The organism is Mesorhizobium atlanticum, from assembly GCF_003289965.1.
Classification (GTDB): domain Bacteria; phylum Pseudomonadota; class Alphaproteobacteria; order Rhizobiales; family Rhizobiaceae; genus Mesorhizobium; species Mesorhizobium atlanticum.
The window spans coordinates 281517-305913 of sequence record NZ_QMBQ01000005.1; the positions used below are offsets into that span (position 1 = coordinate 281517).

General features: G+C 65.6%; 25 protein-coding genes and 1 tRNA gene. 13 read left to right on the top strand and 13 right to left on the bottom strand.

The annotated features are described in order from the left end of the window. Positions 1 to 97: 97 nt before the first annotated feature. Genes DPM35_RS32860 through DPM35_RS18790 form a run of 3 tightly spaced genes read left to right on the top strand, consistent with a single transcriptional unit; the run spans position 98 to position 5857 of the window. The gene (locus tag DPM35_RS32860; RefSeq protein WP_112129097.1) at positions 98 to 1090 is read left to right on the top strand and encodes an ImuA family protein; all 993 of its coding nucleotides are present in this window, start codon (positions 98 to 100) and stop codon (positions 1088 to 1090) included. Continuing rightward, positions 1032 to 2522: a DUF6504 family protein gene (locus DPM35_RS18785; RefSeq protein ID WP_112128760.1), complete on the top strand. Its 1491-nt coding sequence runs from the start codon at positions 1032 to 1034 to the stop codon at positions 2520 to 2522. The genes DPM35_RS32860 and DPM35_RS18785 overlap by 59 nt, the downstream gene beginning before the upstream one ends. After that, on the top strand, positions 2519 to 5857 hold the full coding sequence (locus DPM35_RS18790; protein ID WP_112128761.1) for an error-prone DNA polymerase: 3339 nt from the start codon (positions 2519 to 2521) through the stop codon (positions 5855 to 5857). Before DPM35_RS18785 ends, DPM35_RS18790 begins: the two co-directional genes overlap by 4 nt. A 126-nt stretch (positions 5858 to 5983) precedes the next feature. Here DPM35_RS18790 and DPM35_RS18795 read toward each other — a convergent pair whose 3' ends face one another. The 4 genes from DPM35_RS18795 to DPM35_RS18810 all read right to left on the bottom strand — a co-directional run bounded on the left by DPM35_RS18795 (position 5984) and on the right by DPM35_RS18810 (position 8909). Next, complete coding sequence (locus DPM35_RS18795) at positions 5984 to 6232, bottom strand: Trm112 family protein (RefSeq protein WP_112128762.1); 249 nt, start codon at positions 6230 to 6232, stop codon at positions 5984 to 5986. A gap of 89 nt (positions 6233 to 6321) precedes the next feature. Next, positions 6322 to 6993 (bottom strand): LON peptidase substrate-binding domain-containing protein, encoded by a 672-nt coding sequence (locus DPM35_RS18800; RefSeq protein WP_112128763.1) that lies wholly within the window; start codon positions 6991 to 6993, stop codon positions 6322 to 6324. 325 nt (positions 6994 to 7318) lie between these two features. Then, the gene (gene trxA, locus DPM35_RS18805) at positions 7319 to 8311 is read right to left on the bottom strand and encodes a thioredoxin (protein ID WP_112129098.1); all 993 of its coding nucleotides are present in this window, start codon (positions 8309 to 8311) and stop codon (positions 7319 to 7321) included. Positions 8312 to 8414: 103 nt separating this feature from the next. Next, a complete protein-coding gene (locus DPM35_RS18810) occupies positions 8415 to 8909 on the bottom strand; it encodes a prolyl-tRNA synthetase associated domain-containing protein (protein WP_112128764.1) in 495 nt (164 codons plus the stop codon). A 219-nt stretch (positions 8910 to 9128) separates the two neighbouring features. On the opposite strand from DPM35_RS18810, the gene DPM35_RS18815 reads away from it, so the two are divergent. The 3 genes from DPM35_RS18815 to DPM35_RS18825 all read left to right on the top strand — a co-directional run bounded on the left by DPM35_RS18815 (position 9129) and on the right by DPM35_RS18825 (position 10884). After that, positions 9129 to 9203: transfer RNA gene (locus DPM35_RS18815), tRNA-Gly, on the top strand. A gap of 467 nt (positions 9204 to 9670) precedes the next feature. Then, positions 9671 to 10042, top strand: a complete 372-nt coding sequence (locus tag DPM35_RS18820; RefSeq protein WP_112128765.1) for a hypothetical protein — start codon at positions 9671 to 9673, stop codon at positions 10040 to 10042. A 452-nt stretch (positions 10043 to 10494) separates the two neighbouring features. Then, positions 10495 to 10884, top strand: coding sequence for a hypothetical protein (locus DPM35_RS18825; protein ID WP_112128766.1), 390 nt, complete (start codon positions 10495 to 10497; stop codon positions 10882 to 10884). Positions 10885 to 11039: 155 nt separating this feature from the next. On the opposite strand, the gene DPM35_RS18830 is transcribed toward DPM35_RS18825, so the two are convergent. Together DPM35_RS18830 and DPM35_RS18835 are read right to left on the bottom strand one after the other, a co-directional pair. Next, positions 11040 to 11339, bottom strand: a complete 300-nt coding sequence (locus tag DPM35_RS18830) for an adenylate cyclase (RefSeq protein WP_112128767.1) — start codon at positions 11337 to 11339, stop codon at positions 11040 to 11042. 166 nt (positions 11340 to 11505) lie between these two features. Beyond that, positions 11506 to 11946: an Lrp/AsnC family transcriptional regulator gene (locus tag DPM35_RS18835; RefSeq protein ID WP_095820631.1), complete on the bottom strand. Its 441-nt coding sequence runs from the start codon at positions 11944 to 11946 to the stop codon at positions 11506 to 11508. 132 nt (positions 11947 to 12078) lie between these two features. On the opposite strand from DPM35_RS18835, the gene rocF reads away from it, so the two are divergent. Both rocF and DPM35_RS18845 read left to right on the top strand, forming a co-directional pair. After that, positions 12079 to 13011 carry an arginase gene (rocF, locus tag DPM35_RS18840; RefSeq protein WP_112128768.1) on the top strand — a complete coding sequence of 311 codons (933 nt, stop codon included), beginning with the start codon at positions 12079 to 12081 and terminating at the stop codon, positions 13009 to 13011. Between the two features lie 2 nt (positions 13012 to 13013). Next, positions 13014 to 14072 carry an ornithine cyclodeaminase gene (locus tag DPM35_RS18845; protein WP_112128769.1) on the top strand — a complete coding sequence of 353 codons (1059 nt, stop codon included), beginning with the start codon at positions 13014 to 13016 and terminating at the stop codon, positions 14070 to 14072. A 328-nt stretch (positions 14073 to 14400) separates the two neighbouring features. On the opposite strand, the gene DPM35_RS18855 is transcribed toward DPM35_RS18845, so the two are convergent. From DPM35_RS18855 to DPM35_RS18875, 5 genes are all read right to left on the bottom strand, one after another. Continuing rightward, positions 14401 to 15399, bottom strand: a complete 999-nt coding sequence (locus tag DPM35_RS18855; RefSeq protein WP_112128770.1) for a LacI family DNA-binding transcriptional regulator — start codon at positions 15397 to 15399, stop codon at positions 14401 to 14403. Positions 15400 to 15421: 22 nt separating this feature from the next. Beyond that, complete coding sequence (locus DPM35_RS18860) at positions 15422 to 16438, bottom strand: ABC transporter permease (protein ID WP_112128771.1); 1017 nt, start codon at positions 16436 to 16438, stop codon at positions 15422 to 15424. Then, positions 16435 to 17937, bottom strand: a complete 1503-nt coding sequence (locus DPM35_RS18865) for a sugar ABC transporter ATP-binding protein (protein WP_112128772.1) — start codon at positions 17935 to 17937, stop codon at positions 16435 to 16437. The genes DPM35_RS18860 and DPM35_RS18865 overlap by 4 nt, the downstream gene beginning before the upstream one ends. A gap of 136 nt (positions 17938 to 18073) precedes the next feature. After that, on the bottom strand, positions 18074 to 19039 hold the full coding sequence (locus DPM35_RS18870) for a sugar ABC transporter substrate-binding protein (RefSeq protein ID WP_112128773.1): 966 nt from the start codon (positions 19037 to 19039) through the stop codon (positions 18074 to 18076). A gap of 79 nt (positions 19040 to 19118) precedes the next feature. Beyond that, complete coding sequence (locus DPM35_RS18875; RefSeq protein ID WP_181592067.1) at positions 19119 to 19985, bottom strand: LysR family transcriptional regulator; 867 nt, start codon at positions 19983 to 19985, stop codon at positions 19119 to 19121. Between the two features lie 98 nt (positions 19986 to 20083). Between DPM35_RS18875 and DPM35_RS18880 the strand changes: the two genes are divergently transcribed. After that, a complete protein-coding gene (locus tag DPM35_RS18880) occupies positions 20084 to 20728 on the top strand; it encodes an FMN-dependent NADH-azoreductase (RefSeq protein WP_181592068.1) in 645 nt (214 codons plus the stop codon). Beyond that, on the top strand, positions 20725 to 21051 hold the full coding sequence (locus DPM35_RS18885; RefSeq protein ID WP_112128776.1) for a DMT family transporter: 327 nt from the start codon (positions 20725 to 20727) through the stop codon (positions 21049 to 21051). Before DPM35_RS18880 ends, DPM35_RS18885 begins: the two co-directional genes overlap by 4 nt. 34 nt (positions 21052 to 21085) lie before the next feature. Here the strand turns inward: DPM35_RS18885 and DPM35_RS18890 are convergent, their stop codons facing one another. Next, a complete protein-coding gene (locus DPM35_RS18890) occupies positions 21086 to 22105 on the bottom strand; it encodes an LLM class flavin-dependent oxidoreductase (RefSeq protein WP_112128777.1) in 1020 nt (339 codons plus the stop codon). Between the two features lie 163 nt (positions 22106 to 22268). Here DPM35_RS18890 and DPM35_RS32460 point away from each other — a divergent pair, with 163 nt between their 5' ends. The 3 genes from DPM35_RS32460 to DPM35_RS18900 are packed head-to-tail and all read left to right on the top strand — an operon-like array spanning position 22269 to position 23367. Beyond that, positions 22269 to 22412, top strand: a complete 144-nt coding sequence (locus DPM35_RS32460; protein WP_181592069.1) for a hypothetical protein — start codon at positions 22269 to 22271, stop codon at positions 22410 to 22412. Next, positions 22400 to 23155 (top strand): COG4280 domain-containing protein, encoded by a 756-nt coding sequence (locus tag DPM35_RS18895; protein ID WP_112128778.1) that lies wholly within the window; start codon positions 22400 to 22402, stop codon positions 23153 to 23155. The genes DPM35_RS32460 and DPM35_RS18895 overlap by 13 nt, the downstream gene beginning before the upstream one ends. Continuing rightward, positions 23152 to 23367 (top strand): hypothetical protein, encoded by a 216-nt coding sequence (locus DPM35_RS18900; RefSeq protein ID WP_112128779.1) that lies wholly within the window; start codon positions 23152 to 23154, stop codon positions 23365 to 23367. The genes DPM35_RS18895 and DPM35_RS18900 overlap by 4 nt, the downstream gene beginning before the upstream one ends. A 271-nt stretch (positions 23368 to 23638) precedes the next feature. Here the strand turns inward: DPM35_RS18900 and DPM35_RS18905 are convergent, their stop codons facing one another. Beyond that, positions 23639 to 24271, bottom strand: coding sequence for a methyltransferase family protein (locus DPM35_RS18905; RefSeq protein ID WP_112128780.1), 633 nt, complete (start codon positions 24269 to 24271; stop codon positions 23639 to 23641). Positions 24272 to 24397: the final 126 nt, after the last annotated feature.

Sequence of the window (24397 nt, forward strand, 5' to 3'; positions counted from 1 at the left end):
GAAGGAATAAATTCCTTGTGAGTCTGCTTGACTCTTCCGGGCGCCTCTGGAATCTATAAGAACATAACAGGAACAATTGCTGCCGGAAGTGAACGTCATGGCGATAAGCGCCGTGGCGCGGGACACTGTTTTTGCCCTGCGCCGCCAGATCGCGAAGATCGAGGGAACGCTGCCCGAGCGCCTGGAGGCGCCGGCGGCTGGCGTCCCTGCTGATGTTACCGGACCGGACAGGACGATCATCCGGCGCGGCCTTGCGGTGGCCTCGCCGGACGCCTTCATGCACACCGGCATCGAACGCTTCGACACCGCCCTCGGCGGCGGCCTGCCCAGGGCGGCGCTCAGCGAAATCCATGGGCTGGAGACCCGCGATGCCGGCGCGGTCGCCGGCTTCGCGCTCTCGCTGGTAAGCCTGATCCTCAAGGAGAAGCAGGGCCTGCCGATCCTGTGGGTTGGCACGTCGGAGATCTTCCACGAGGCCGGCCTCCCCTATGCCAGGGGCCTGCATGCCCTGTTCGGCATCGAGCCGGAACAATTGCTCTTTTCCGAGGCCCCGAAACTGCTCGACGCGCTTTGGATCGCCGAGGAAGCCGCCCGCATGACCGCCTTCGCCGCGGTCATCCTCGAAATCCGCGGCAGCCCGCGGCTTCTCGACCTCACCGCCACGCGTCGCCTGCATGCGCGGGCCCAAAGCGCCAACCGTCCCGTATTGTTGCTGCGCCAGGCCGGCGAGGCCGATCCCACCGCTGCCCCGGTGCGCCTCATCGTCTCGGCGGCGCCCGCGGCAAGCCGCGAGACGGTCGCCGGACCGCTCGCCGGCTCGATCGGCCGCCCCGCCTTCAAGGTCGATATCGGCAAGAGCCGCACGGCCTTGCCCGGACAATTCACACTGGAGTGGAACCCAAATGAGCACGCTTTTGCGGAAAGAACAGAGAATCCTGTCGCTGTGGTTCCCGCATCTCAGCGCGGAGCGGATCCTGCGCCAGCGTCTGGGGCGATCCTGGCGTTCCCGGCCCTCGCAACACCTGCCTCTGGTGATCAGCCATCGCGACAACAACACCCAGCGCATCGCAGCCCTCGACGAGCGGGCTGAGGCGCTGAAGCTGAAGCGCGGCATGGGCATTGCCGATGCCCGCGCCATGCACCCCATGATCGATGTGGTCGAAGCCGACCCGGAAGCCGACCGCCGCCTGCTCGAAGGCCTTGCCGACTGGTGCGACCGCTACACGCCGCTGGTGGCGATCGACGCCGAGGACGGGCTGTTCCTCGACGTCACCGGCTGCACGCATCTGTTCGGCGGCGAGCGCGCCATGCAGGACGAGATCCTCACCCGCTTCTTCCAGCAGGGCTTCGATGTTCGCGCCGGGCTGGCCTCGACGCCGGGCGCCGCCTGGGCGGCGGCGCGCTTCCACGGCAACCGCATCATTGCCGGCGGCGAGGAGGAGGCGCTGCTGGCACCGTTGCCCTTGTCGGCGCTGCGCATCGCGCCGGAGACCCGCGCCCTCCTTGAGAGCGTGGGCCTGCGCACCGCCGGCGCGGTGATGGCCGCACCGCGCGCGCCGCTCGCCCGCCGCTTCGGCGCCACTCTGCTTCTGCGCCTCGACCAGGCGCTCGGCCGCCTCGACGAGGCCGTGTCGCCGCGTCTCCCCGTCGCGCCGCTCTCAGTCGAACGCCACCTTGCCGAGCCGGTCATGCTCACCGACGACATCGAGCGGCTTATAAGCCGGCTTTCCGTCGCCCTGAAGACCGACCTCGAGCGCCGCGGCGAAGGCGCAAGGACGCTGGCGCTGCTTCTCTTTCGCGTCGACGGCGCCGTCAGCCGCATCGCCGTCGGCACCTCGCGCCCGATGCGCGAGCCGCGGCTGATCCAAAGGCTGTTCCATGAGCGGCTCACCGCGCTGGAACAGAACATCGACGCCGGCTTCGGCTTCGACCTCGTGCGGCTCTCCGTGCTGTCGGCCGCCGCCTTCGACTTGGTTCAAGGCGACCTCACCGGCGAGGCGGAGGACGATGATGCCGACATCGCGCTGTTCGCCGACCGCGTCCGCGCCCGCCTCGGCGAGGCTGCCGTGCTGAAGCCGGTGGTCGTCGAGAGCCATCTGCCGGAGCGCGCCGTCAAAACCGTGCCTTTCGCCGAAGCCCCGCAACGGCGCGCCCCGGCGGGCGGCCGGGCGGCGCCGCCCCGAACAGCCCCGCCGATGACCATCTATCCGCCGGAGCGGCCGGTGCGCCTGTTCCGCTCGCCGGAGCCGATCGAAGTGCCGGCGACCGAAATCCCGGAGGGTCCGCCGATGAATTTCCGCTGGCGGCGCGCGCTCTACCGCGTCGCCCGCGCCGAGGGGCCGGAGCGCATCGCCGCCGAATGGTGGCGGCAATTGCCCGGCGAGGAAGAGGCGCCGACCCGCGACTATTACCGCATCGAGGACAGCGAGGGACGCCGCTACTGGCTCTACCGCCAGGGTCTTTACAGCACCGCTCCGCAGGCCGCGCCGCCGCGCTGGTTCATGCATGGGGTGTTCGCATGAACGCGCTGACCGCCATCCCCTATGCCGAGTTCGGCATAAGCTCGAATTTCTCCTTCCTGCGCGGCGCCTCCAAGCCCGAGGAGCTGGTGGTCACGGCGAAATTCTACGGTTTTGCCTCGATCGGGCTTGCCGACCGCAACACGGTGGCCGGCGTCGTGCGCGCCTGGCAACAGGCCAAGGTGGAGAAGATGGCCTATCATCCCGGCTGCCGCCTGGTGTTCGGCGACGGCACGCCGGACATTCTCGCCTATCCCCGCGACCGCCAGGGCTGGGGGCATCTGTGCCGCATGCTGACCCAAGCCAATCTGCGCGACGAGAACGAGAAGGGCGCGACGCTGCTCGAGCTCGACGACCTGCTCGAATGGGGCGATCGGATGTCGCTGGCGATCCTGCCCAACCTCTCCGGCGGCGCGGAAGAGAATCTGGAGTTTATTAGCCGGCTTAAGGATCGCTTCGGCGCGGCGCTCCGATTGGCCGTGGTGCCGGATTATGGCGGCAATGACCGCTTCCGTATCGAGCAGGCCGCGGCGATGGCCGACCATGCGCGTATCCCGCTGATGGCGACCAACGACGTGCTCTATCATGCCGCCGACCGCCGCCCGCTGCAGGATGTGCTCACCGCGATCCGCCTCAACACGCCGGTTTCCGAGGTCGGGCTGGAGCTGACCGCCAATGCTGAGCGCCATCTGAAGCCGCCCCTGGAGATGGCACGCCTTTTCCGCCGTCACCCTGAAGCGCTGGCCGAGACACTGCGCTTCGCCGACGAATTGACCTTCTCGCTCAGCGACCTCGAATACAACTACCCGGACGAGCCGACAGAATCCGGCCTCGGGCCACAGGCCGAGCTCGAGCGTTTGGCCTATGAAGGCGCGGCGAGGCGCTACCCGGCCGGCATCCCTTCGCATGTCACGCAGCGCATCGAAGAAGAACTCGCCCTGATCGAGCGCCTGAACTATGCGCGCTATTTCCTGACCGTCCACGACATCGTGAAATTCGCCCGCAGCAAGGACATTCTCTGCCAGGGGCGCGGCTCTGCCGCCAATTCGGTCATCTGCTTCTGCATCGGCATCACCGAAGTCGGCCCCGACCGGATCGATGCGCTGTTCGAACGCTTCATCTCGGAGGAGCGCAACGAGCCGCCCGACATCGACGTCGATTTCGAGCATGAAAGGCGCGACGAGGTCATCGCCTATATCTACGAGAAATACAGCGCCAAGCGCACCGCCTTGGCCGCCGCCGTCATCAGCTATCGCGGCCGCTCCGCCCTGCGCGAGGTGGCCAAGGCCATGGGCCTGTCGGAGGATGTCCGCAGCGCGCTGTCCAGCACCATCTGGGGCTGGTCGACCTCCGAACTCGGCGAGAGGGAAGCCAATGCCGGCGGCCTCGACCGCGCCGACCCGCTGTCGCGCCAGGTGCTGGAGCGCGCCAACGAGATCATGGGCTTCCCCCGCCACCTCTCCCAGCATGTCGGCGGCTTCGTCATCACCCGCGACCGGCTCGACGAGGTCGTGCCCATCGTCAAGACGGCGATGGAGGAGCGCAAGATGGTCGAATGGGACAAGGACGACCTCGACGCGGTGAAGATCCTCAAGGTCGACGTGCTGGCGCTCGGCATGCTGACCTGCCTGAAGCGCGCCTTGTCCCTGCTCACGCATCATTATCCGAAGGCACGGGACGATTACGGCCGACCCTATAGCTTGGATTCTATCCCCCCGGAGAACCAACGCGTCTACGACATGATCTGCCGTGCGGATACGTTGGGCGTCTTCCAGATCGAATCCCGCGCGCAGATGTCGATGCTGCCGCGGCTTAAGCCACGCGAATTCTATGATCTCGTCATCGAGGTGGCGATCGTGCGTCCCGGCCCGATCCAGGGCGACATGGTGCATCCCTATCTGCGCCGCCGGCAGAAAAAAGAGGCGGTCCATTACCCCAGCCCGGATCTGAAAAAGATCCTCGGCAAGACGTTGGGTGTGCCGCTGTTCCAGGAACAGGCGATGAAGATCGCCATCGTCGCCGGCGGCTTCCGGCCGGGCGAGGCCGACGAGCTGCGCCGCGCCATGGCGACCTTCAAGCGCACCGGCACGATCGGCAATTACCGCCAGCGCATGATCGACGGCATGGTCGGCAATGGCTACGACAAGGAGTTCGCCGAGCGCTGCTTCAAGCAGATCGAGGGTTTTGGCGAATATGGCTTTCCCGAAAGCCATGCCGCCTCCTTCGCGCTGCTGGTCTACGCCTCCTGCTGGTTCAAGACCTTCTATCCCGATGTCTTCTGTGCCGCGATCCTGAACGCGCAGCCGATGGGTTTCTACCAGCCGGCCCAGCTGGTGCGCGACGCGCGCGACCATGGCGTCGAGGTGCGCGAGGTCGACATCAACCATTCCGTCTGGGACTGCACGCTGGAGGCCGCCGCCTTCGATCCGTCCCGCATCCTCGAGCGCCACGCCTCGATGCGCGGCGTGGTCCGGACCGCGCATGCCGTGCGCCTCGGCTTCCGCCAGATCAAGGGCCTGTCCGAGGAACGCATGGAAGCCGTCGTCGTGCAGCGCGGCGACGGTTATCGATCGGTCAGGGATGTCTGGCTGCGCTCCGGCCTTGATGTCGGCGAGATCGAAAGACTGGCTGAGGCCGACGCCTTCCGTTCGATCGGCCTCGACCGCCGTGCCGCGCTCTGGGAAGTCCGTGCCCTCGACGGCAGGAGCGCCGCCGAGAAACTGCCGCTGTTCGACCAGCCGTCACTCGGCCTGCGCGAGCTGGAGCCGGAAACGAAACTGCCGAAAATGCCGCTCGGCGAGCATGTCGTGCATGACTATCGCGCGCTCGGACTGTCGCTGAAGGAGCATCCCGTCGCCTTTCTGCGCGAAAGGCTGACCCGCGCCGGCGTCACCCCCAACGCCCACCTGCCGTCGGTGCGCGACGGCCGCCGGGTTTCGGTCGCCGGCCTCGTGCTGGTCCGCCAGCGCCCCGGCAAGGGCAATGCGATCTTCGTCACCCTCGAGGACGAAAAATCGATCGCCAACGTCATCATCTGGCCACGCGTCTTCGACCGCTTCCGCTCTGTCGTCATGGGCGCCCGCTTCATCCGCGTCACCGGCAAGCTGCAGCATGAATCGGACGTCATCCACATCGTCGCCGATAGGATCGAGGATTTGACCCCCTGGCTGAGCGTGCTGCTGGAATCCGCCAATCGCCCGGCCATCGAGCACAATCCCGCCGACCGGCCGGTTGGATCGGCTCCCGCCGCAAGCCGAGGCCTGCCGGTCCGCCAGGATCTTGAAGCCCTGTCGGGTGCCGCGCAGCAGGTCATGCCCAAGGGGCGGAATTTTCAGTAGGATGACACGGGGAAGGCAGGCGCCCGACTGCGTGTGCCGTCACGATGCACAACTTTGATGTCGGCGGGACAGAGGGGGGCGCGAAGGATCGCCAACTTACGTCGCGCTGCACCTGTAAGCCGCTCTCTACGACGGCCCGCTGAGCCGTGGCGGCGGTGGCGCCAGCATGTCCTCGGCCGAGATCGTGCGCGCCTCCGAGGGCAGCATGATGGGGATGCCGTCGCGCACCGGATAGGCGAGCTTGGCCACGCGCGAGACCAGCTCGCCGCGCTCCGGGTCCCAGGTCAGCGGTCCCTTGGTCAGCGGGCAGGCCAGCAATTCAAGCAGCTTCGGGTCGACCTCGGCCTTCCGCCCGTCACGTCCGTCCGCTGGCATCGCAATTTTCCATTGTCCAATTCCCTCGGCCCTAAGTGGGCGCAGGAAGCCGCCATTTGCAGGCCGGCCTCACCTGAATATCAGCACACTTACTGCAGACTTGACCCAAACTCGTCATCCTCGCGCGCCAGCGTCATTTCGGTGATGGCGATCAGCGTTTCGGCGCGCGTCTTCAGGTCCGGCGCTTCCAGCAACGCCTGCTTCTCGGCCGGCCCGTAGGGCGCCATCATCGACAGCGCATTGACCAGTATGCCGTTTTCGGCGCGGCTGACGCTTTCCCAGTCGGCTTCGAGATCGTTGGCCTGCAGATAGGCGCGAAACGCCTTGAGCAGCGCCGGCCGGTCGACCTCGGCGGCGACCGGGTCCTCCTCGAGGTCGGCGAGAAACGGCCTGATCTTGCACTGCCGGAACGGCACCTTTGCCGCGAGTTCCTGCACGATGCGGAACCTGCACACGCCCTGCAGCGAGATCAGGTAGCGGCCGTCGCCGGTCTCGGCGAGAGAGATGATGCGCCCGGCGCAACCGACGTTGCAGAGCTCCGGCTCGCCATCGTCGCGCAACGCGCCGTCGAGACTCGGCTGGACCATGCCGATCAGCCGCGAGCCGGCCATCGCCTGGTCGATCATCTGGAGATAGCGCGGCTCGAAGATGTTGAGCGGCATGCGGCCACCGGGCAGAAGCAGCGCTCCGGCGAGCGGAAACACCGGGATTGCCGACGGCAGATCCTTGGCGAGCCGGTAGAGTGCGTTACCGACGCGCACCGCGACCCTCCCAAAGCAACGCCGTCAAGCGCATCACCCTGCAACCTCCTCTCGCCCGGCAAGCTCGTCCCGGACTGGCGGCGAACCGCCAGCCTGCCCTTATCTGGCGCTGACAATCCTTTGCTCAAGCCTGCCGGCCACAACAGCTGACAAAAAAGGCTTGAGCGCAATTCCGGGACCAGCGCGAGTCTGTTTCCCTCCGGAATTGCGTCAGAACAGATACCTAGAGCAATTCCAGGGAAAGTGTGAAACGGTTTTCCGTCCGGAATTGCGTCAGACAACGACTTGGAGCGATTCGGCGAATCCGCGAGACGCCGAAACCGCTCTACGAGAACAGCAGCGACGACAGCTTGCGGCGGGCCGCCAGTGTCGCCTCGTCGGTCATGCCCCAGGCCTCGAACAGCTTCAACAGCTGCGCCCTGGCGCCATCGTCGTTCCAGCTGCGGTCGGCCTTGACGATCGCCAGCAGATTGTCGGCGGCGGCATTGCGCTCGCCGCGCGCGTTCTGGATCATCGCCAGGTCGAACCGCGCCTGATGGTCGGCCGGATTGGCGGCGAGCCGGCGCTCGAGCTCGGCCGGATTGCCGAGCGCGGCCGCTTCGGCCGCCAGGGTCATCTTGGCGCGCAGCGCCGCGAGCGCCGGCGCGTCCTTCTTGTCCTCGGGCGCCCGGGCGAGCACGGCCTCGACGCCTTCCGCGTCGCCGGCATCGAACAGGATCTCGCCCAGCCCCGCGATCGCCTCGAGCGCCTCGGGCGCCTGCTCGAGGATCGCGTCGTAGATGTCGGCCGCGGTCTGCACGTCGCCGGCCGCGCGCGCCTCGGCGGCGGCGGCCAGCGCGTCGGCGATCTGCGGCGCGCCGCCGCCCTTGCCGCCGACCTTCTGGATGAATTGGTTGATCTGGCTTTCGGGAATGGCGCCCATGAAGCCGTCGACCGGCTGGCCGTCCTTGAAGGCGATGACCGCGGGGATCGACTGGATGCCGAGCTGGCCGGCGATCGAGGGATGGTCATCGATGTTCATCTTGACCAGCTTGACCTTGCCACCGGCCGCCTGCACCGCCTTTTCGAGCTGCGGCGTCAGTTGCTTGCAGGGCCCGCACCATGGCGCCCAGAAGTCGACCAGCACCGGCTGGCGCCGCGATTCCTGGATGACGTCGGCGGCGAAGGTGGCGGTGGTGGTGTCCTTGATCAGCTCGGCCGCCGGCGGCGCCTCGCCCAGCGAAACCTTGGGGCGGTCTCCGCCGCCATATTGCACCGTCTGGGCGTACTGGCCGCCATTGCCGCCGAACCCGCCGCTATACGGATTGTTGTCGCTCATCGTGTCGCCCTTTCGGTCGCGCTCCCAGGCGTCGGCGCCCGGCGCGTCATTGTCGGATTTTGGAACCGCCTTCCATGTGGCGATCAAGCCCTGACTTTCAAGATTATGAGACTTTCAGGATAACAGGATCGTGGCCGGTTGCCTCGACGAATCTGATCAGATCGGCGGCGGCGATCGAGGTCGTCGCCTCATTGGTCAGCGGATGGCCGTTGATGACGTCGTGGCTCATCAATTCCTGGTCGAGCACCACCTTGACCTTCCCTTCCGTGTCGTTGATCAGGCCGAAGACCGTGACCGCGCCAGGGATGACGCCGAGCAGCTCCATCAGCATCTCGGGTTTACCGAAGGAGACCCGGCTGGCGGCGCCGATGAGGTGATGGATCTGCTTCAGGTCGACGACGGCGTCCTCGCCGACGGTGACGAGGAAATAATTGTCCTTCTTGTCCTTGAGGAACAGGTTCTTGGTGTGGCCGCCATGGATTTCGCCGCGCAGCGCCTGCGAATCGGCGACCGTGAACAGCGGCGGGTGCCTGACCGTCGAGACGGAAATGCCCAGATCGGCAAGAAATTGGTTGAGCTCGGCTTCGGTCTTCGGCATCGGTCCTCTCGTCGTCGGGAAACGTCATGCCGTTTACGGCGAACGACACCATTCCGGCAAGGCCGTGCCGGCTCGGGCAGCCCGGCGTTTGACCGAAACGCTGAATTGCGGCCCTGCCTTCAGGCGCTTTCAGGCCGTGGAAAAAAGACCGTCATTTCCCTGTTGCAATCGCCGCGCTCTTCGGCCATATAGGCCCGGCTTGCGGCCAAGGCCGCTTGAGCGGGTGTAGCTCAGGGGTAGAGCACAACCTTGCCAAGGTTGGGGTCGGGCGTTCGAATCGCCTCACCCGCTCCAGTTTCCCTCCGGGGATCAAGCAATCGAAAAGCCGCGGTTCGCCGCGGCTTTTTCGTGTTCGGGCCTTGCAACGAGCCCGCCGCGCCAGGCGCCAGAGCAGTTCCAGGAAAAGTGTGAGCGGTTAGGTTCGGCGCCTTCGCCGTGGCTTTCCGACCGGGAACTGCGTGAAAACAAAGTCATATGCGTGAACGCCCCGGAGAAGCTTCGATCCGCGTCCCGACATCTATATCCCGCCAACATCAAGCACACCGCTGCCCGATGACTTTCAGGTAGCGTTCGCCACCGACACAGTGTCAACGCCTCCTCGGACTTGAGTCGTATGGCCAAGGGACTGCAGGGCCTCTTTTGCCGAGCGCCGCACAACTATATGTTTTGGTGAAAGTGCTGGAGACAATTCAGCCGGGCAGTTTCGCGGGATGATTCCCGTGAAATGAATACGTTGGGGCATAGCCAGAATAAAGACGGACATGAGGTTTACCGCCTTACAGGATCCGTGCGGCCAGTGGATGGTGTATGATCTCTTGTCGGACTACCCGGCACGGATACCGGATATTTTGCTGCTTGGGTTGACGCGCGAGCAGGCCGAGCGGTTTGCCGGCCGGGCAAATGAAATTCTCTCGGTGCTGCAGCCGATAGCGCCACCGAGATTCGCGGCGGTGCAGGATCCGTGCGACGACTGGCTCGTCTGCGACCTGGTTCTTGACCTCCCGGCGGAGCTGGAAGACCTGTTGCTGATCGGGCTGGCGCGAAGCGAGGCCGAGCAGCTTGCCGGCCTGGCCAACGCTGGAATCATCAGGCGTGCCGGCTATTTGTCGGTCCCATTCGCCAGCGTCGCCTGAAGGCCACCGGTCCCGGCGAGCCGGATCGCCGCGCCCGCTGCAGCGAGCGTCATGAAAGTGTCGGATCGACTGGTCCTTTTTGTATTCAGGAATGCCTGCCGGCTTTTTCTGGCTCGCCTCATGCGAGGCGATCGGCTTCATCAAGGCCGCGCAGGAGGGGTCTCGCCTTCGCGCTCTCGAAAGCGGGAACCCGTTCCCAGGGGAAAGACACACGTAAAATCAGAAGGTTAAAGCGTACGGCCTTGGACTGACGCGCAGCCACGACTCGGCACCGGATCACATCGGATAACGTTTGCGTTCCACCTCCGTTTCGACGCCGAGGTGGCCGCTATATCCCATCGCGGGCCGAGAACCGCCGGCGATGAGTGACTGACACCGCGACACGACGCGACCAGACGGCCCATTTCGGGAAAGCGGTTTCTACCGCTTCCTCCATCATAGGGAATGTCATCATGCGCTCTTTCATGCCAAAGATCATCGCGGCCGCATCGATCCTCGCGGCCATGCCGCTTTCGAATGCCTACGCGGTGCACCGTCACCACCGGGCACAGGTCGACACCATGACCACGGCCTCAGTGCCGGCGGATCCGGACGCGAGAGCGGCCATGCAGCAGTTGCTGGGCGTAAAACAGGGTATCCGTGAGGCCAGGGAGACCGGCAAGATCTCCCAGGACCAGGCCAGCGCTCTGATGCGGCAGGCGGACAGCATCCAGCGCACCGGGTCTTCCGGCCGGTCCATGCTGGGGCAGATCAATGAGCTGGACCAGCGGCTTCAGGATGCCACCGGCCAGGGGACCTATATCGGCAGCGGCGGCGATGGCGGGTATTATCCGAACGGCTGACGAACATGCGCTCCTCATGAAGCCGCGGCCGGTGCGATCAAGCCTTTTCCGGCCTCGCACCGGCGTCGCCTTGCGGCTTTCCATCCGGAATTGCGCAAAAACAAGAGTTGGAACAGCCAGCGATTCCTTCAAACGCTGAGCTACTCTACCGCCTCCTAGTGGTTGTGGGACTGCTGGAACCCGGCGACGTCATACTGCGACACGCTCTTCGGGTTCTTCGAATTCTGCGGCTGGGTGCCGGCATAATGTGTTCCCGCGTTGCCGTCCGGGTTGAAGGCGGAACCCGGAGCCGAGGCGGCATTGCCCGGCGTGGCATCCCCTGTCTGAGGAGTGCCGATGGTTTCGCTCGGCTGGCCTGTCGTGCCGGTGACGGTGTGGACGTTGGCGGCAAAAGCCATGCCGGTGGCAGCTATGAACAATCCGGCGATCATGGGCGTCAGGAGAAGTTTCATCATGGTCTCCTAAAAGCACTGCGTTTCAGGAGGGCGCTCGGGTCTATGGAGCACCCGGCGAGTTGGACATCCATGTCACTAACGCTTTTCCGCGCCACCGATCGTCCCCGGTGTCACGAAGCTGTGATGTCACGCGCGGCTGCCGGCCGGACTCTGATTGATGGGCAAGCTATGCCAGCCGCGCCCGCGTCGTCCTCGGCGTCGCCAGCAGAAGGCTTGTTTCGCTGCCCGTGATCCCGGGGATCAGCCGGATGCGGCGCAGCACCGCATCGAAATCGGTGAGCGAGGCCGTGCCGAGCTCCACCACCAGGTCCCAGCGGCCATTGGTGGTGTGGATGGTGGAAACTTCGGGAAGGCCGCCCAGCGCCCGGATGACGCGGTCGGCGGCATGGCCCTCGATCTCGATCATCATCACGCCGCGTATCCTTTGATCGACCGCGTCGGCGCGCAGCACCACCGTGTAGCCGATGATCTCGCCGGATTTTTCCAGCCGCTCCATGCGCGCCCGGACCGTGGCGCGCGAGACGCCCAGATCGACGGCGAGGTCGGAGACGCTGCGCCGAGCATCGTGCCGCAGCAGCGTGACCAGTCTTTCGTCGAGCGCGTCCATGACTGTCCATTTCGATCAAATTGCTTGTGCAAAATGATAGATCATTCTTCTCGAAATGCCAATTTCGCCTGTTCAAACCGCCAGCGCTTGGTGATCCAATCAAGCCAATCAATCGTAAGGGCTGAGGAAATCATGCGCTGCAGGATCGTCGGCGCGCCGGTGCAGGACGGCGCGGGCAGGATGGGATGTGAGATGGGGCCGAGCGCGCTGCGCACGGCAGGCCTCGTCTCGGTGCTTTCGGAGCTTGGCCATGAGGTCGAGGACTGGGGCGCGGTCGAGAAGGTCGCGGCGCGCCCGGTGGTGCACGGCAACCTCGCGCTGAAGGCGCTGCCGGAGATTTCCGCCTGGACCGCCGCGATCGCCGAAACCGCCTACGCCGCTTCCCGGGACGCCATGCCGATCTTCCTCGGCGGCGACCATTCGATCTCCGCCGGCACGGTGTCCGGCGTGGCGCGCCGCGCCGCCAAACGCGGCCGGCCGCTTTTCGTGCTGTGGCTCGACGCGCATCCGGATTTCCACACGCTCGACACCACCACCAGCGGCAATCTGCACGGCGTGCCGCTCGCCTATGCCAGCGGCCAGGCCGGCTTCAAGGGCTATTTCCCGGATCTGCCGCAAGCGGTCGACCCGGCCCGCATCTGCGCCATCGGCCTGCGCAGCGTCGATCCGGCCGAGCGCCGCGCGCTCGCTGAAGCCAGCGTCACCGTGCACGACATGCGCGCCATCGACGAGCACGGCATCGCGCCGCTGCTGCGCGCTTTCCTGGCTCGCGTCGAGCAGGAGAACGGGCTCTTGCATGTCAGCCTCGACGTCGACTTCCTCGACCCGTCGATCGCGCCGGCCGTCGGCACCACCGTCCCCGGCGGCGCCACCTTCCGCGAGGCGCATTTGGTCATGGAGATGCTGTCCGACAGCTGCCTTGTTTCCAGCCTCGACCTGGTCGAGCTCAACCCTTTCCTCGACGAGCGCGGCCGCACCGCGACCCTGATGGTCGACCTAACCGCCAGCCTGATGGGTCGCCGCATCATGGACCGCCCGACCCGCAGCCACTCCGGAAGCCTCTGATCATGACCCAGCCTTCGCGCCTCGCCATCGTTCCCTTCGTCAGCGTCGACCGCATGATGAAGCTGGTGCTCGCCATCGGCGTCGAGCGCTTCCTCACCGAGCTCGCCGCCTATATCGAGGAGGATTTCCGCCGCTGGGAGCTGTTCGACAAGACGCCGCGCATCGCCTCGCACAGCCATGACGGCGTCATCGAGCTGATGCCGACCAGCGACGGCAAGATGTACGGCTTCAAATATGTCAACGGCCATCCGAAGAACATGCGCGAGGGCCGCCAGACCGTCACCGCCTTCGGCGTGCTCGCCGATGTCGGCTCCGGCTATCCGATGCTGCTCACCGAAATGACCATCCTGACGGCGCTGCGCACTGCCGCCACCTCCGCCGTGGCGGCAAAATATCTGGCGCCCAAGGGCTCGCGCGCCATGGCGATCATCGGCAACGGCGCCCAGTCCGAGTTCCAGGCCATCGCCTTCAAGGCGCTGCTCGGCATCGACCGGCTGCGGCTCTACGACATCGACCGCTCGGCCTCGGAGAAATGCGCCCGCAACCTCGCCGGCAAGGGCTTCGACATCACGATCTGCGCGACCGGCCAGGAGGCGGTGGAAGGCGTCGACATCATCACCACGGTGACGGCGGACAAGCAGTATGCCACGATCCTCACCGACAACATGGTCGGCTCCGGCGTCCACATCAACGCGGTCGGCGGCGACTGCCCCGGCAAGACCGAGCTGCACCGCGACATCCTGCTGCGCTCCGACATCTTCGTCGAATTCCCACCGCAGACGCGCATCGAGGGCGAGATCCAGCAGCTCGACGCCGACCATCCGGTGACCGAGCTGTGGCAGGTGATGACCGGCAAGGCTGCGGGCCGCAAGGCGCCGGAGCAGATCACGCTGTTCGATTCCGTCGGCTTCGCCACCGAGGATTTTTCAGCGCTGCGCTATGTCCGCGACCAGCTCCAGGCCACCGGCCTTTATGAGGAGCTCGACCTGCTCGCCGATCCCGACGAGCCGCGCGACCTCTTCGGCATGCTTGAGAGGGCCGCCATGCAGCCGGCGGCGTGAGTTTTTCCCTTCTCCCCGTTTCACGGGGAGAAGGTGCCCGAAGGGCGGATGAGGGGCAGCGCAGCGGTCGAAGATGGGCGCGTGCGGCGTCCTCGGATGGCTTTTGAAGCCAATTCCCGCAGCGTCGCCGCCGCCCCTCATTGCCCTGCCGGGCATTTCTCCCCGTATAGTGACGGGGAAAAAGACGCTGGCATCAGCGCTTTCGCCAATTACCAACGGTGCAGGATGAGCGCCGAGGCTGCGGCCAGTCATCTTCTTCCCGTGAGACGGGGAGAAGATGCCCGAAGGGCGGATGAGGGGGCAGCGCCTACGTCGACGATTACCGACACTACCCCCGCGCAGCGCAGCTTTCCCTCTCCACCAGCACGGGCGCCAGCACCTCGCGCCTTGAGGGCGCTTCCGGTTCGCCCAGCCTCTCGAGCAGCAGGCTCACCGCGCGCGTGCCGATCTTCTCGACCGGCTGCGCGATGGTCGTCAGCGGCGGCCAGGTGGTGACGGCATAGGGGATGTCGTCGAAGCCGACCATCGAGATATCGTCGGGAACCCGCAAGCCGCGCGACCGCAGCGCCGTGACCGCGCCCATCGCCATCAGGTCGTTGCAGGCGAACACCGCCGTGATGTCCGGCGCCTGCGCCATGAGCTGCTCCATCGCAATCCGGCCGCCGGCGAAATGATAGTCGGAATCGACGATCGAGGACGCTGGCAGCTCGAGGCCTGCTTCGCCAAGCGCCCGCGCGAAACCGCGCAGGCGTGCCGGGCTGGAGCTGGAATCGCGCGGACCGCCGATGACGCCGATCGTCTTATGCCCGAGCCCGGCCAGATACCGGCCGGCGAGATAGCCGCCATGGTTGTGGTCGACCAGCACCGAATCGACATTGACCGACTGGATCTCACGGTCGAGCAGCACCGCCGGCACGCTGGGCAGGAGGCGGGCGAACACCCGCGCATGGTCGGACGAGCCGGCAAAGATCAGCCCGTCGATCTGCTTGGCCATCAGCACCGAGAGATAGCGCTCCTCCTTTTCGGCGTTGCCGTCGGAGTTGCACAGGATCACCGTGTAGCCGGAGACGAAGCCGGCGTCTTCGATCTGCCGCGCGACGCTGGCGAAGAAGGGGTTTGAATTGTCCGGCAGCAGCAGGCCGATCGTCTTGGTCTCGCCGCGCCGGAGACTCCGCGCCACCGAGTTCGGGCTGTAGCGCAGCGCCGTGATCGCGGCGCGCACGCGCTCGGCCGTTTCCGGCTCGACATGGCGGGTATGGTTCATCACATGCGAGACCGTTGCGACGGATACCCCCGCATAGCGTGCGACATCGGCAATCGTCGTCATGGCCCTTAGCCCCTGGTGCCCCCTAGCGGATCCTCCGCAACAGCCTCTCCCGATACGCGTCTAGGATGACGGCGAGCACGATGACAAGGCCAATCACGATCGGTTTGAAGTTGTCGCCGACGCCGAGCAGCTGCAATCCGGTGCTGAGTACCTGCAGGATGCAGGCGCCGACCAGCGTGCCGATGATCGAGCCCTTGCCGCCGCTGAGGCTGGTGCCGCCGATGATGACGGCGGCAATGGCATTGAGCTCGTAGCCGACGCCGGCGATCGGGCTGCCGATGTTGAGGCGCAAGAGATAGACCATGGCCGCGATGCCGGCGGTGAGCCCGCTGATGGTGAAGGCGGCGACCTTGTAGAAATCCGGATTGTGACCCGACAGCCGCACCGCCTCGTCATTGGTGCCGACGGCGAAGATCATGCGGCCGAAGACGGTGAAGCGCAGCACGAACCAGCCGGCGGCGATCACCAGGACCGCGACCAGGAAGATCGACGGCAGGAAGCCGCCGATGATCAGGTTGCCGAAATCCACAAAACTCTGCGGCAGGCCGGTGATGGTCGAATTGTCGCTGACGACGCGGGCCGCGCCCGCCGCCATGTTGAGCATGCCGAGCGTGACGATGAAGGAGGGGATCTTCCAGCGCGTCGAGATCCAGCCATTGAGGAAGCCGCACACCGCGCCCGTCGCCATGCAGGCCAGCAGCGACAGCGTGATTGCCGCGGCCGGCGACAGGTCTTCGTTGATCATGATGGTGGCGCCGACCACGGTGCACAGCGCCAGCACCGAGCCGACCGAAAGATCGATGCCGCCGGTCAGGATGACGAAGGTCATGCCTGCCGCCAGTACCGTGTTGATGGCGATCTGCACGAAGATTTTCAACGCATTGTCGGGGGTCGCGAAATAGGGCGCCGTGGCCGAGAAGAACAAGGTGATCAGCACCAGCGCCAGGAGCACGCCGGCGTCGCGGATCAGGAAGCGCAGGAATTTCGCCCGGCCGGGGGAAACAGGCGCCGACACCAGCGGTTCGGACGTCTCGGTCATGGTCGCACATACTCCTGATAGGCGAGCGACAGGATGCGCTCCTGGTCGAATTCGGCGCGCGGCACCTCGCCGACGATCCTGTTCTTGGAAAAGACGATGATGCGGTGGCACATGCCCATGAGTTCGGGCAGGTCGGACGAGACCATGATGATGCCCTTCTGTTGCGCCGCCAGCATCCAGAGCAGCTGGTAGATCTCGCGCCGCGCGCCGATATCGACGCCGCGCGTCGGCTCGTCGAGGATGAGCGTCGAGGTGCCGCGGAACAGCCACTTGGCCAGCACCACCTTCTGCTGGTTGCCGCCGGAAAGATTGCGCACCGCCTGCTCGATCGAGCTTGCCTTGACGCGCAGCTGGCCGACGAGATCGTTGGCCGCCGCCGCCTCGGCCCGGCGGTTGAGCAGCCCGTTGCGCGAGACTTTGCTCAGGTCGGTGATGGTGATGTTCTTGTCGACGGCCAGGTCGAGCAGCAGGCCCTGACCTTTGCGGTCCTCGGTAAGCAGGCTCAAGCCATGCCGCACCGCGTCCTTGGGGGCGGCGATCGCCACCGGTTTGCCGTCGATCTCGATCACGCCGTCGAGTTTGGGATCGGCGCCGAACAGCACCCGCATCGCTTCGGTGCGGCCGCTGCCGACCAGGCCCGCAACGCCGAGGATCTCGCCATGACGGACGTCGAAGGAAATGGCGGGCGTCGCGGCATTGCGCTTCAGATTGGCGACGCTGAGCGCGACCTTGCCCGGCACGATCGTGTCGTCGAAGCTGTACTCGTCGGCAATGTCGCGGCCGATCATCATGCGCACCAGGTCGGGCACGGTGAGGCCGTGGAGGTCGCGCGTCGCGACCAGCCTGCCGTTGCGCAGCACCGTCACCCGCTCGCCGATGTCGAACACCTCGTGCAGCCGGTGCGAGATGTAGATGATGGTGACGCCCCGGGCTTTCAGCCGCTTGATGATGGAAAACAACCGTTCGATCTCCGGCGGCGTCAGCGTCGCCGTCGGCTCGTCCAGCACCAGAAGCTTCGAGTCGTAGCTCAGCGCCTTGGCGATTTCGACCAGCTGCATCTGCGCGACGCCGAGCGCCTCGACCCGCGTCCTCGGATCGACATCGAGGCCGACTTCCTTCAGCAACGTAACGGCGCGGCTGTTCAGCGCCTTGCGGTCGACGATGCCGAAGGCGCGTCGCGGCAGGTTTTCCAGCATCAGATTCTCGGCGATGCTGAGATAAGGCAGAAGATTTAATTCCTGATGCACGATGCGGATGCCGCTCTGCTGCGCGTCGTGCGGCGATTTCGGCTGGTAGGCCGCGCCGTTGAAGGCGATGGTGCCGGTGTCCGGTTCGTAGATCCCGGCGAGCAGCTTGATCAGCGTCGACTTGCCGGCGCCGTTCTCGCCGAGCACGATATGGGTTTCGCCGCGCGCGATCGACAGCGAGACGTCGCTCAGCGCCACGACGCCCGGAAAAACCTTTCCGACCCCTTCAAGGGAAAGAATCACATCGTTCATGCAGCAATCCTGAATGGCGCTCTGCCGCCGCAAGGCGGCGTTAACGCGCCGCCATCGCCGCCGGCAACTTGCCGGCGGCGATGATGAGACAAGCGAAAGGATGGCGCCAGAGGGAGTCCCGGCGCCCTTGCTCGCCTCAGGCCGTAATCAGCTTGACGTCCGTCTTGACCCAGCCGGTGAACTTCTCGCCGGCGAGCTCGCGCAGGCCGTAGTCGATGCCCATGGCAGCCATCTGCGCGCCATACTGCTCGACGGTGGCGAGCATCTTGCCCTCCTTCAGCAACGGGCCGACGGCCGGGATGTTGTCGAAGCCGACCACCTTGATCTTGCCCGACTTGCCGGCGGCGTCGATCGCCTTGACGACGCCGAGCGCCATCGAATCGTTGGCCGCCATCACGCCCTGGATATCCGGATGCTGGGTGAGGAAGTTGGTCATCAGCGTGTTGGCTTCCTCGGTCTCCCAATGCGCCGTCTTGGAGTCGAGCAGCTTCAGCCCGTACTCCTTCACCGAATCATCAAAGCCGAGCTTGCGCTGCTTGGCGTTGTCGGCCTCAGGATTGCCCTCGAGGATGACCACCTTGCCGCCCTTGCCCAGCGCCTTGCCGAGCGCGTCGCCGGCGAGCTTGGCGCCGGCGCGGTTGTCCGGGCCGAAGAAGGCGAGGTCGATGCCGGCCTTCTTCTTGGCTTTCTCGTCGAGCGCGACGTCGATGTTGATGACCTTGATGCCGGCCTTCAGCGCCTTGGCGATCGGCGTCACCATGGCCTTGGAGTCGGCCGGCGCCACGACGATGATGTTGTACTTCTGGGTGATGAAGTTCTCGATCGCGTCGACCTGGGCCGCGAAGTCGCGCTCGTCCTTCATGCCGACGGCGGCGAAATCGAACTTGTCCTTGTTCTTGGCCGCATACGCCTCGGCGCCGGCCTGCATCTGCTTGAAGAACTCGTTGGCCAGCGACTTCATCACCAGGCCGACCTTCGGCTTGTCTGCCGCGAGAGCCGGGCCGAGCGGCAGAGCGAGCGCGCCGGCGGCGAGCGCGCTGGTCTTCAGGAACTGGCGCCGCGAGAACGGGACAAGCCCGTGCATGTTCGAAATCTTGCTCATTAGTCTCCTCCACTTGATTGAGCCGTAATCGGTTACGTAACCGATTACGCGACAAAGTAGAGCCGGAATTTGCCGGGTGTCAATATCGGGCGGAGCCCCCGGCTGGAGGGTTGGCCGTATTCAGCCGCGTCTTCAACCACTTGGCCGAAAAGTCACTGAAGGCGCGCACGCGCGGATTGCCCTTGAGGTCCGGGTGGGAGAGCACCCACAGCTCCGAGGCGAGCTCTTCGACCGTTTCGCCGAGGCGCCGCAGCCGGCGCGCTGCACCCAGATAGTCCGGCAGCAGCGCCTTGCCCCAGCCGGCCTCGGCGGCGGCCGCCGCGGCCGTGAGGCTGTTGACCCTCAGGCGGATCTCGTCCTCTTCGACATTCGCCTTCAGCCATTGCGCCGCCGGCAGGGCGGACAGGGTCGCGTCGAAGCCGATCCATCCCTCCAGGGACGTATCGCTGGCAAAAACCGCATAGGAGAAACGCGCCACGCGCCGGCCGACAAGCGTTTCGGGCGGCGTCAGTGTCGGGCGGATGGCGACGTCGGCCTCGCGCCGGCCGAGATCGGCAAAACTGTTGTTGACCTCCAGCGACAGCGCGATGCCGGGATGGGCCTTGCCGAAGGATTTCAGGCAGGCGCAGGCGATATCGAGCAGCGTGTCCGCGGTCGTCACATTCAGCGGCCCGACCAACCGGTCGTCCTGCGCCGCCACGCGCCGCTCGACCTCGGCGAGGCGGTCGCGCAGCTCTTCGGCGGCCTCGAGGAAAGGCCCGGCCCTGCCGGTCGGCACCAGCGCGTCGCCGAGGCGCTCGAACAGCGCGCCGCCGGTGCGCTTCTCCAGTTCCCTGAGCTGCCGGTAGATCGTCGCGATATGCGTGCCGAGCCTTGCCTGCGCGCCGCGCACCCCGCCGGCCCCTGCGATCGCCGCCACCAGCCGCACGTCGTCATAATCGATCATCTTCGCATCCATGCGAATGAGAGTAGCAGAATCGCTCAATGCGCTCGCAATGCCGCGAACATATATCGCGCTCCGGAAACGAACCAGCGGAGAAGGACATGAGCCGCATCCTGCACATCGAGGCCTCGCCGCGCGCCGACCGCTCCTGGTCGAGCAAGGCCGCCGGGAATTTCCTTACGCAGCTGAAGGAACACCTGACCGAGCTCGAAATCGACCACTTCAACATCTGGACAGCGATCCTGCCGAGCTTCGACGGCGCGGCGATCGAGGCCAAATACGCAAAGCTTTCCGGCACGCCGCTGACCGATGCGCAGAGCCGGGCCTGGAAGCTGATCGGACACTACGTGGCAAGGCTCGACGCCGCCGACGCGATCCTGATCTCGACGCCGATGTGGAATCTCGGCGTTCCGTACAGGCTGAAGCATCTGTTCGACCTGGTGACGCAGCCGGGCCTCAGCTTTTCCTTCAACCCGGCCACCGGCTACACGCCGCTGCTCAGCGCCCGCCCCACTGCCGTGCTGATGGCAACCTCGGGCGACTTCACCGAAGGCCCGAGCTACGGCCGGACGGATCTGGCGACGCCTTATCTCAGCACCGCGCTGGCCTTCATCGGCCTGAAAGATGCGGCAATCGTCCATGTCTCGCCGACCATCGGCCAGCCGGAAGCGATGGAGGCCGGCGTCAGGCGGACGGAAGCCGAACTGCAGCGCCTTCCAGCAAGCTTCGCCGGGAGGCTCGCATGAGCCAGTCCGTTGCATGGCTGCTGCTGATCATCTCCGGCATCACCGACGTCGCCTGGGCGCTCGCGACCAAGAAATCGGCCGGCTTCACCGAGCCGCTCTGGGCGGCGGTGTCATTTGTGCTCCTGGTCATCTTCATCGCGCTTCTGACCAAGGCGCTGACCGTCCTGCCGCTCGGCACCGCCTATGCGGTGTGGACCGGCATCGGCGCCGTCGGCTCGCTCATCGCCGGCATAGCGCTGTTCGGCGAAAGCACCGACGCCGTGCGACTCACCTTTGCGGCGGTGACCATCCTTGGCGTGGTCGGGCTGAAGGTGAGTTCCTAGGGAAGGCGCACCACGCCTTCCCTAGCTTTGCGAGTTACCGCCACCCCAGCGCCGGCGCGACGTGCTTCAGGATCGACTCGATGACATGGGCATTGTAGTCGACGCCCAATTGGTTGGGCACGGTGAGCAGCAGCGTATCGGCCTCGGCGATCGCCTCGTCTTCCCTGAGCTGTTCCACCAGCTTGTCGGGCTCGGCGGCATAGGTGCGGCCGAACACGGCGCGCTTCTCGGGCTCGATATAGCCGAAATGGTCCTCGCCCTCGCTGCCGCCGAAATAGGCGCGGTCCATGTCGTTGACGAGGGCAAAAATGCTGCGGCTGACCGAGACGCGCGGCTCCCGCGCGTGGCCGGCTTCCTTCCAGGCGGCGCGGTAGGCTCTTATCTGCTTGGCCTGCTGGACATGCAGCGGCTCGCCGCTCTCGTCGAATTTCAGCGTCGAGCTCTGCAGGTTCATGCCGAGCTTGGCCGCCCACACGGCGGTGGCGTCAGTGGCCGCGCCCCACCAGATGCGGTCGCGCAGGCCGGCCGAAAACGGCTCGAGTCTCAACAGGCCGGGCGGGTTGGGGAACATCGGCCGCGGGTTGGGCTGGGCGAAGCCTTCGCCGCGCAACAGGTCGAGGAAGATTTCGGCGTGGTTCCGCGCCATGTCGGCGTCGGTCTTGCCTTCTTGCGGCACGTAGCCGAAATAGCGCCAGCCATCGATCACCTGCTCGGGCGAGCCGCGGCTGATGCCCAGCTGCAAGCGCCCGCCGGCGATGAGGTCCGCAGCACCCGCGTCTTCGGCCATGTAGAGCGGATTCTCGTAGCGCATGTCGATGACGGCGGTGCCGAGCTCGATACGCTTGGTCTTGGCGCCGGCGGCGGCCAGCAGCGGAAACGGCGAGGCGAGCTGCCGGGCAAAATGGTGGACGCGAAAATAGGCGCCGTCGGCGCCAAGCTCCTCTGCCGCGACCGCGAGGTCGATCGACTGCAGCAGCGCGTCGGCGCCCGAGCGCGTGCCCGATTGCGGCGAGGGCGACCAATGCCCGAATGACAGAAATCCGATCTTCTTCATGTGCTCCGTTCCTGCTGGAGCGGCCCATCGGCCGCTCAAATGCCTTGTTGCTCCCGCAGATAGCCAGGGCGGCGCCGCGATACAACGGACACCGAACGGATACAGACCGTCAATGAGTTCTTCGAAATGTCCGGTCCCGCTCGCGTCAGAGCGCGATCAAACCATGGCGCATGTGGCGCATATCGATGCCAGCGCGCCGACCGGCCCTGCGATCATCTCCGGCATTCTCGCCGCCGCCGGAGCGCTGTATCGTTCCCGCCAGTCGATGATTCCCCAGCATTGGACGAAGCCTGCATGCATGGCCTGACGCCCATATTTTCCACCGTGACGGCCTCTTTCCTGGCCTCCTTCGTCGAAGTGGTCGAAGCCTTCACCATCGTGCTTGCCGTCGGGCTGACGCGCGGCTGGCGCCCGGCGCTCTCCGGCGCTGCCCTGGCGCTCATCCTGCTTGCGGCGCTGGTGCTCATCTTCGGGCCGCTGCTGGCGCTCATCCCCATCGCCGTCCTGCAATTCGTGGTCGGCGTGCTCCTGATCCTGTTCGGGATGCGCTGGCTGAGGAAGGCGATCCTGCGCAGCGTCGGCGTGATCGCGCTGCATGACGAGGAGCAGGCCTTTTCCAAGGAGACGGAGGTGTTGCGGCGGCAGGCCGGCGACCGCCGCGCCGACTATCTGGCCGCTGTCGCGTCGTTCAAGGCGGTGCTGCTCGAGGGTGTCGAAGTGGTGTTCATCGTCATTGCCGTCGGCGCCGCGCATGGGCAGACGCTCTATGCCGGGCTTGGCGCGCTGGCGGCCTTCGTGCTGGTGATGCTGATCGGCCTTGCCGTGCACCGGCCGCTGGCGCGCGTGCCCGAGAATGCGCTCAAATTCGTCGTCGGGCTGATGCTGACCAGCTTCGGCGTGTTCTGGACCGGCGAAGGCCTCGGCGCCGATTGGCCGGGCGCCGATCTCGCTCTGCTCGCCATCTTCGCCGTCATCGCCGCCGCATCCTTCGCCATCGTGCGCTGGCTGCGCGGCGCCTATCCGGCGCCCGCCAAGGGAGTTGCCCGATGACCGTCATCCGCCTCGTCTTGAAGGAACTCGTCGGCATGTTCGTCGACGACGGCAATCTTGCCCTGCTGGCGCTGATCCTGATCGCGCTCGTCACCGCCGCGGTGAAGGTCCTGGGGCTGCCGCCGCTCATCGGCGGTTTCCTGCTCCTCGCCGGCTGCCTGGCGATTCTCCTCGAGAGCGCGCGCCGCGCCGCTCGCGACAAGGCGCGCTGATTAGCGTTGAACCTCGTCATCCACGGGCGGAGCGACGCGAAGCGGAGCGCAGACCCGGAGGATCCATTCCGTGACCTTGGCCGTAGAGTGCACCGGAGCAGAATTCTGCACCGTGGCAACGCCTCGACGTAACGGAATGGATTCTATGGTCTGCGCGCGTCGCTTCGCTCCTTGCTCCGCCATAGAATGACGAGGTGATAGGCGTCTCGGCCAATCTCCAACCTATGTCGCCAGGCAGGCAACATAGCCGTCGGTCATCTGTACCGGAGAACTAATAGACCGTGAAAAGCGTCGGCAGATGGCCGCTGAGGCGGGCATACTCGACCGCCTCGATGACTGGAAACAGCGCCAGGAAATAGAGCCCGTCGCGGAACGTTCTCCTCAGCGCGCCGGTCGAGAACAGCCACTGGTCCTCGTCGCGGTAAAGCAGCGGGTTCGGCCAGAAGCGCGGCGTGCGTTGGGCATAGGCCGCATGGACGGCACCGAACTTGCCGGCGAGAAACTCGGCCTCCTTGCGCGCGGTGAACCGGAAGACGAGGAAGCTTGCCAGGCCGAGCATCGCGGCCGCCAGCACCGAGCCAAACATCAGCCCGATGCCGACCGCGCCGACCGTCGAGAAGAAATAGAGCGGGTTCTGGGTCATCGAGAACGGGCCGGAAACGACCAGCTGATCATTCTTCCTGCCGCCGACGAAGAGAATGCTCCACAAGCGGCCGAGGAAGCAGGTCAGCACCATCACAAAGCCGATTGTTTCCAGGGCTTCATGTCCGTTCGATCCTTCGGCCAGCGCCGGTCTGCTGAAGAGAAGCAGGATGACGGCAAGCACGGCGGCCACCTGCACGACGATCAGGCGCTTGTGCTGGTCGAACGCTTTCGGCGCCGCCTTGAGGGACGTGTAGGCCATTCTTCTCACCGCTCCGGCGCCGGACGGGCGCCAGGCTTTCTCTAGCTCTTCCGCCGGGCGATGACGAGACCCGGCGAATGTTTTTGGCCGACCTTACGAATTTGTAAGGACGCGGACAGGCTGCGG

Excerpts from the sequence above, each read along its gene's own strand:
- DPM35_RS32860 (WP_112129097.1), top strand. The coding sequence starts at position 98 with ATGGCGATAAGCGCCGTGGCGCGGGACACTGTTTTTGCCCTGCGCCGC.
- DPM35_RS18790 (WP_112128761.1), top strand. The coding sequence starts at position 2,519 with ATGAACGCGCTGACCGCCATCCCCTATGCCGAGTTCGGCATAAGCTCG.
- DPM35_RS18795 (WP_112128762.1), bottom strand. The coding sequence starts at position 6,232 with ATGCCAGCGGACGGACGTGACGGGCGGAAGGCCGAGGTCGACCCGAAG.
- trxA (WP_112129098.1), bottom strand. The coding sequence starts at position 8,311 with ATGAGCGACAACAATCCGTATAGCGGCGGGTTCGGCGGCAATGGCGGC.
- DPM35_RS18810 (WP_112128764.1), bottom strand. The coding sequence starts at position 8,909 with ATGCCGAAGACCGAAGCCGAGCTCAACCAATTTCTTGCCGATCTGGGC.
- DPM35_RS18820 (WP_112128765.1), top strand. The coding sequence starts at position 9,671 with ATGAGGTTTACCGCCTTACAGGATCCGTGCGGCCAGTGGATGGTGTAT.
- DPM35_RS18825 (WP_112128766.1), top strand. The coding sequence starts at position 10,495 with ATGCGCTCTTTCATGCCAAAGATCATCGCGGCCGCATCGATCCTCGCG.
- DPM35_RS18830 (WP_112128767.1), bottom strand. The coding sequence starts at position 11,339 with ATGATGAAACTTCTCCTGACGCCCATGATCGCCGGATTGTTCATAGCT.
- DPM35_RS18835 (WP_095820631.1), bottom strand. The coding sequence starts at position 11,946 with ATGGACGCGCTCGACGAAAGACTGGTCACGCTGCTGCGGCACGATGCT.
- rocF (WP_112128768.1), top strand. The coding sequence starts at position 12,079 with ATGCGCTGCAGGATCGTCGGCGCGCCGGTGCAGGACGGCGCGGGCAGG.
- DPM35_RS18845 (WP_112128769.1), top strand. The coding sequence starts at position 13,014 with ATGACCCAGCCTTCGCGCCTCGCCATCGTTCCCTTCGTCAGCGTCGAC.
- DPM35_RS18855 (WP_112128770.1), bottom strand. The coding sequence starts at position 15,399 with ATGACGACGATTGCCGATGTCGCACGCTATGCGGGGGTATCCGTCGCA.
- DPM35_RS18860 (WP_112128771.1), bottom strand. The coding sequence starts at position 16,438 with ATGACCGAGACGTCCGAACCGCTGGTGTCGGCGCCTGTTTCCCCCGGC.
- DPM35_RS18865 (WP_112128772.1), bottom strand. The coding sequence starts at position 17,937 with ATGAACGATGTGATTCTTTCCCTTGAAGGGGTCGGAAAGGTTTTTCCG.
- DPM35_RS18870 (WP_112128773.1), bottom strand. The coding sequence starts at position 19,039 with ATGAGCAAGATTTCGAACATGCACGGGCTTGTCCCGTTCTCGCGGCGC.
- DPM35_RS18875 (WP_181592067.1), bottom strand. The coding sequence starts at position 19,985 with ATGATCGATTATGACGACGTGCGGCTGGTGGCGGCGATCGCAGGGGCC.
- DPM35_RS18880 (WP_181592068.1), top strand. The coding sequence starts at position 20,084 with ATGAGCCGCATCCTGCACATCGAGGCCTCGCCGCGCGCCGACCGCTCC.
- DPM35_RS18885 (WP_112128776.1), top strand. The coding sequence starts at position 20,725 with ATGAGCCAGTCCGTTGCATGGCTGCTGCTGATCATCTCCGGCATCACC.
- DPM35_RS18890 (WP_112128777.1), bottom strand. The coding sequence starts at position 22,105 with ATGAAGAAGATCGGATTTCTGTCATTCGGGCATTGGTCGCCCTCGCCG.
- DPM35_RS32460 (WP_181592069.1), top strand. The coding sequence starts at position 22,269 with ATGGCGCATGTGGCGCATATCGATGCCAGCGCGCCGACCGGCCCTGCG.
- DPM35_RS18895 (WP_112128778.1), top strand. The coding sequence starts at position 22,400 with ATGCATGGCCTGACGCCCATATTTTCCACCGTGACGGCCTCTTTCCTG.
- DPM35_RS18900 (WP_112128779.1), top strand. The coding sequence starts at position 23,152 with ATGACCGTCATCCGCCTCGTCTTGAAGGAACTCGTCGGCATGTTCGTC.
- DPM35_RS18905 (WP_112128780.1), bottom strand. The coding sequence starts at position 24,271 with ATGGCCTACACGTCCCTCAAGGCGGCGCCGAAAGCGTTCGACCAGCAC.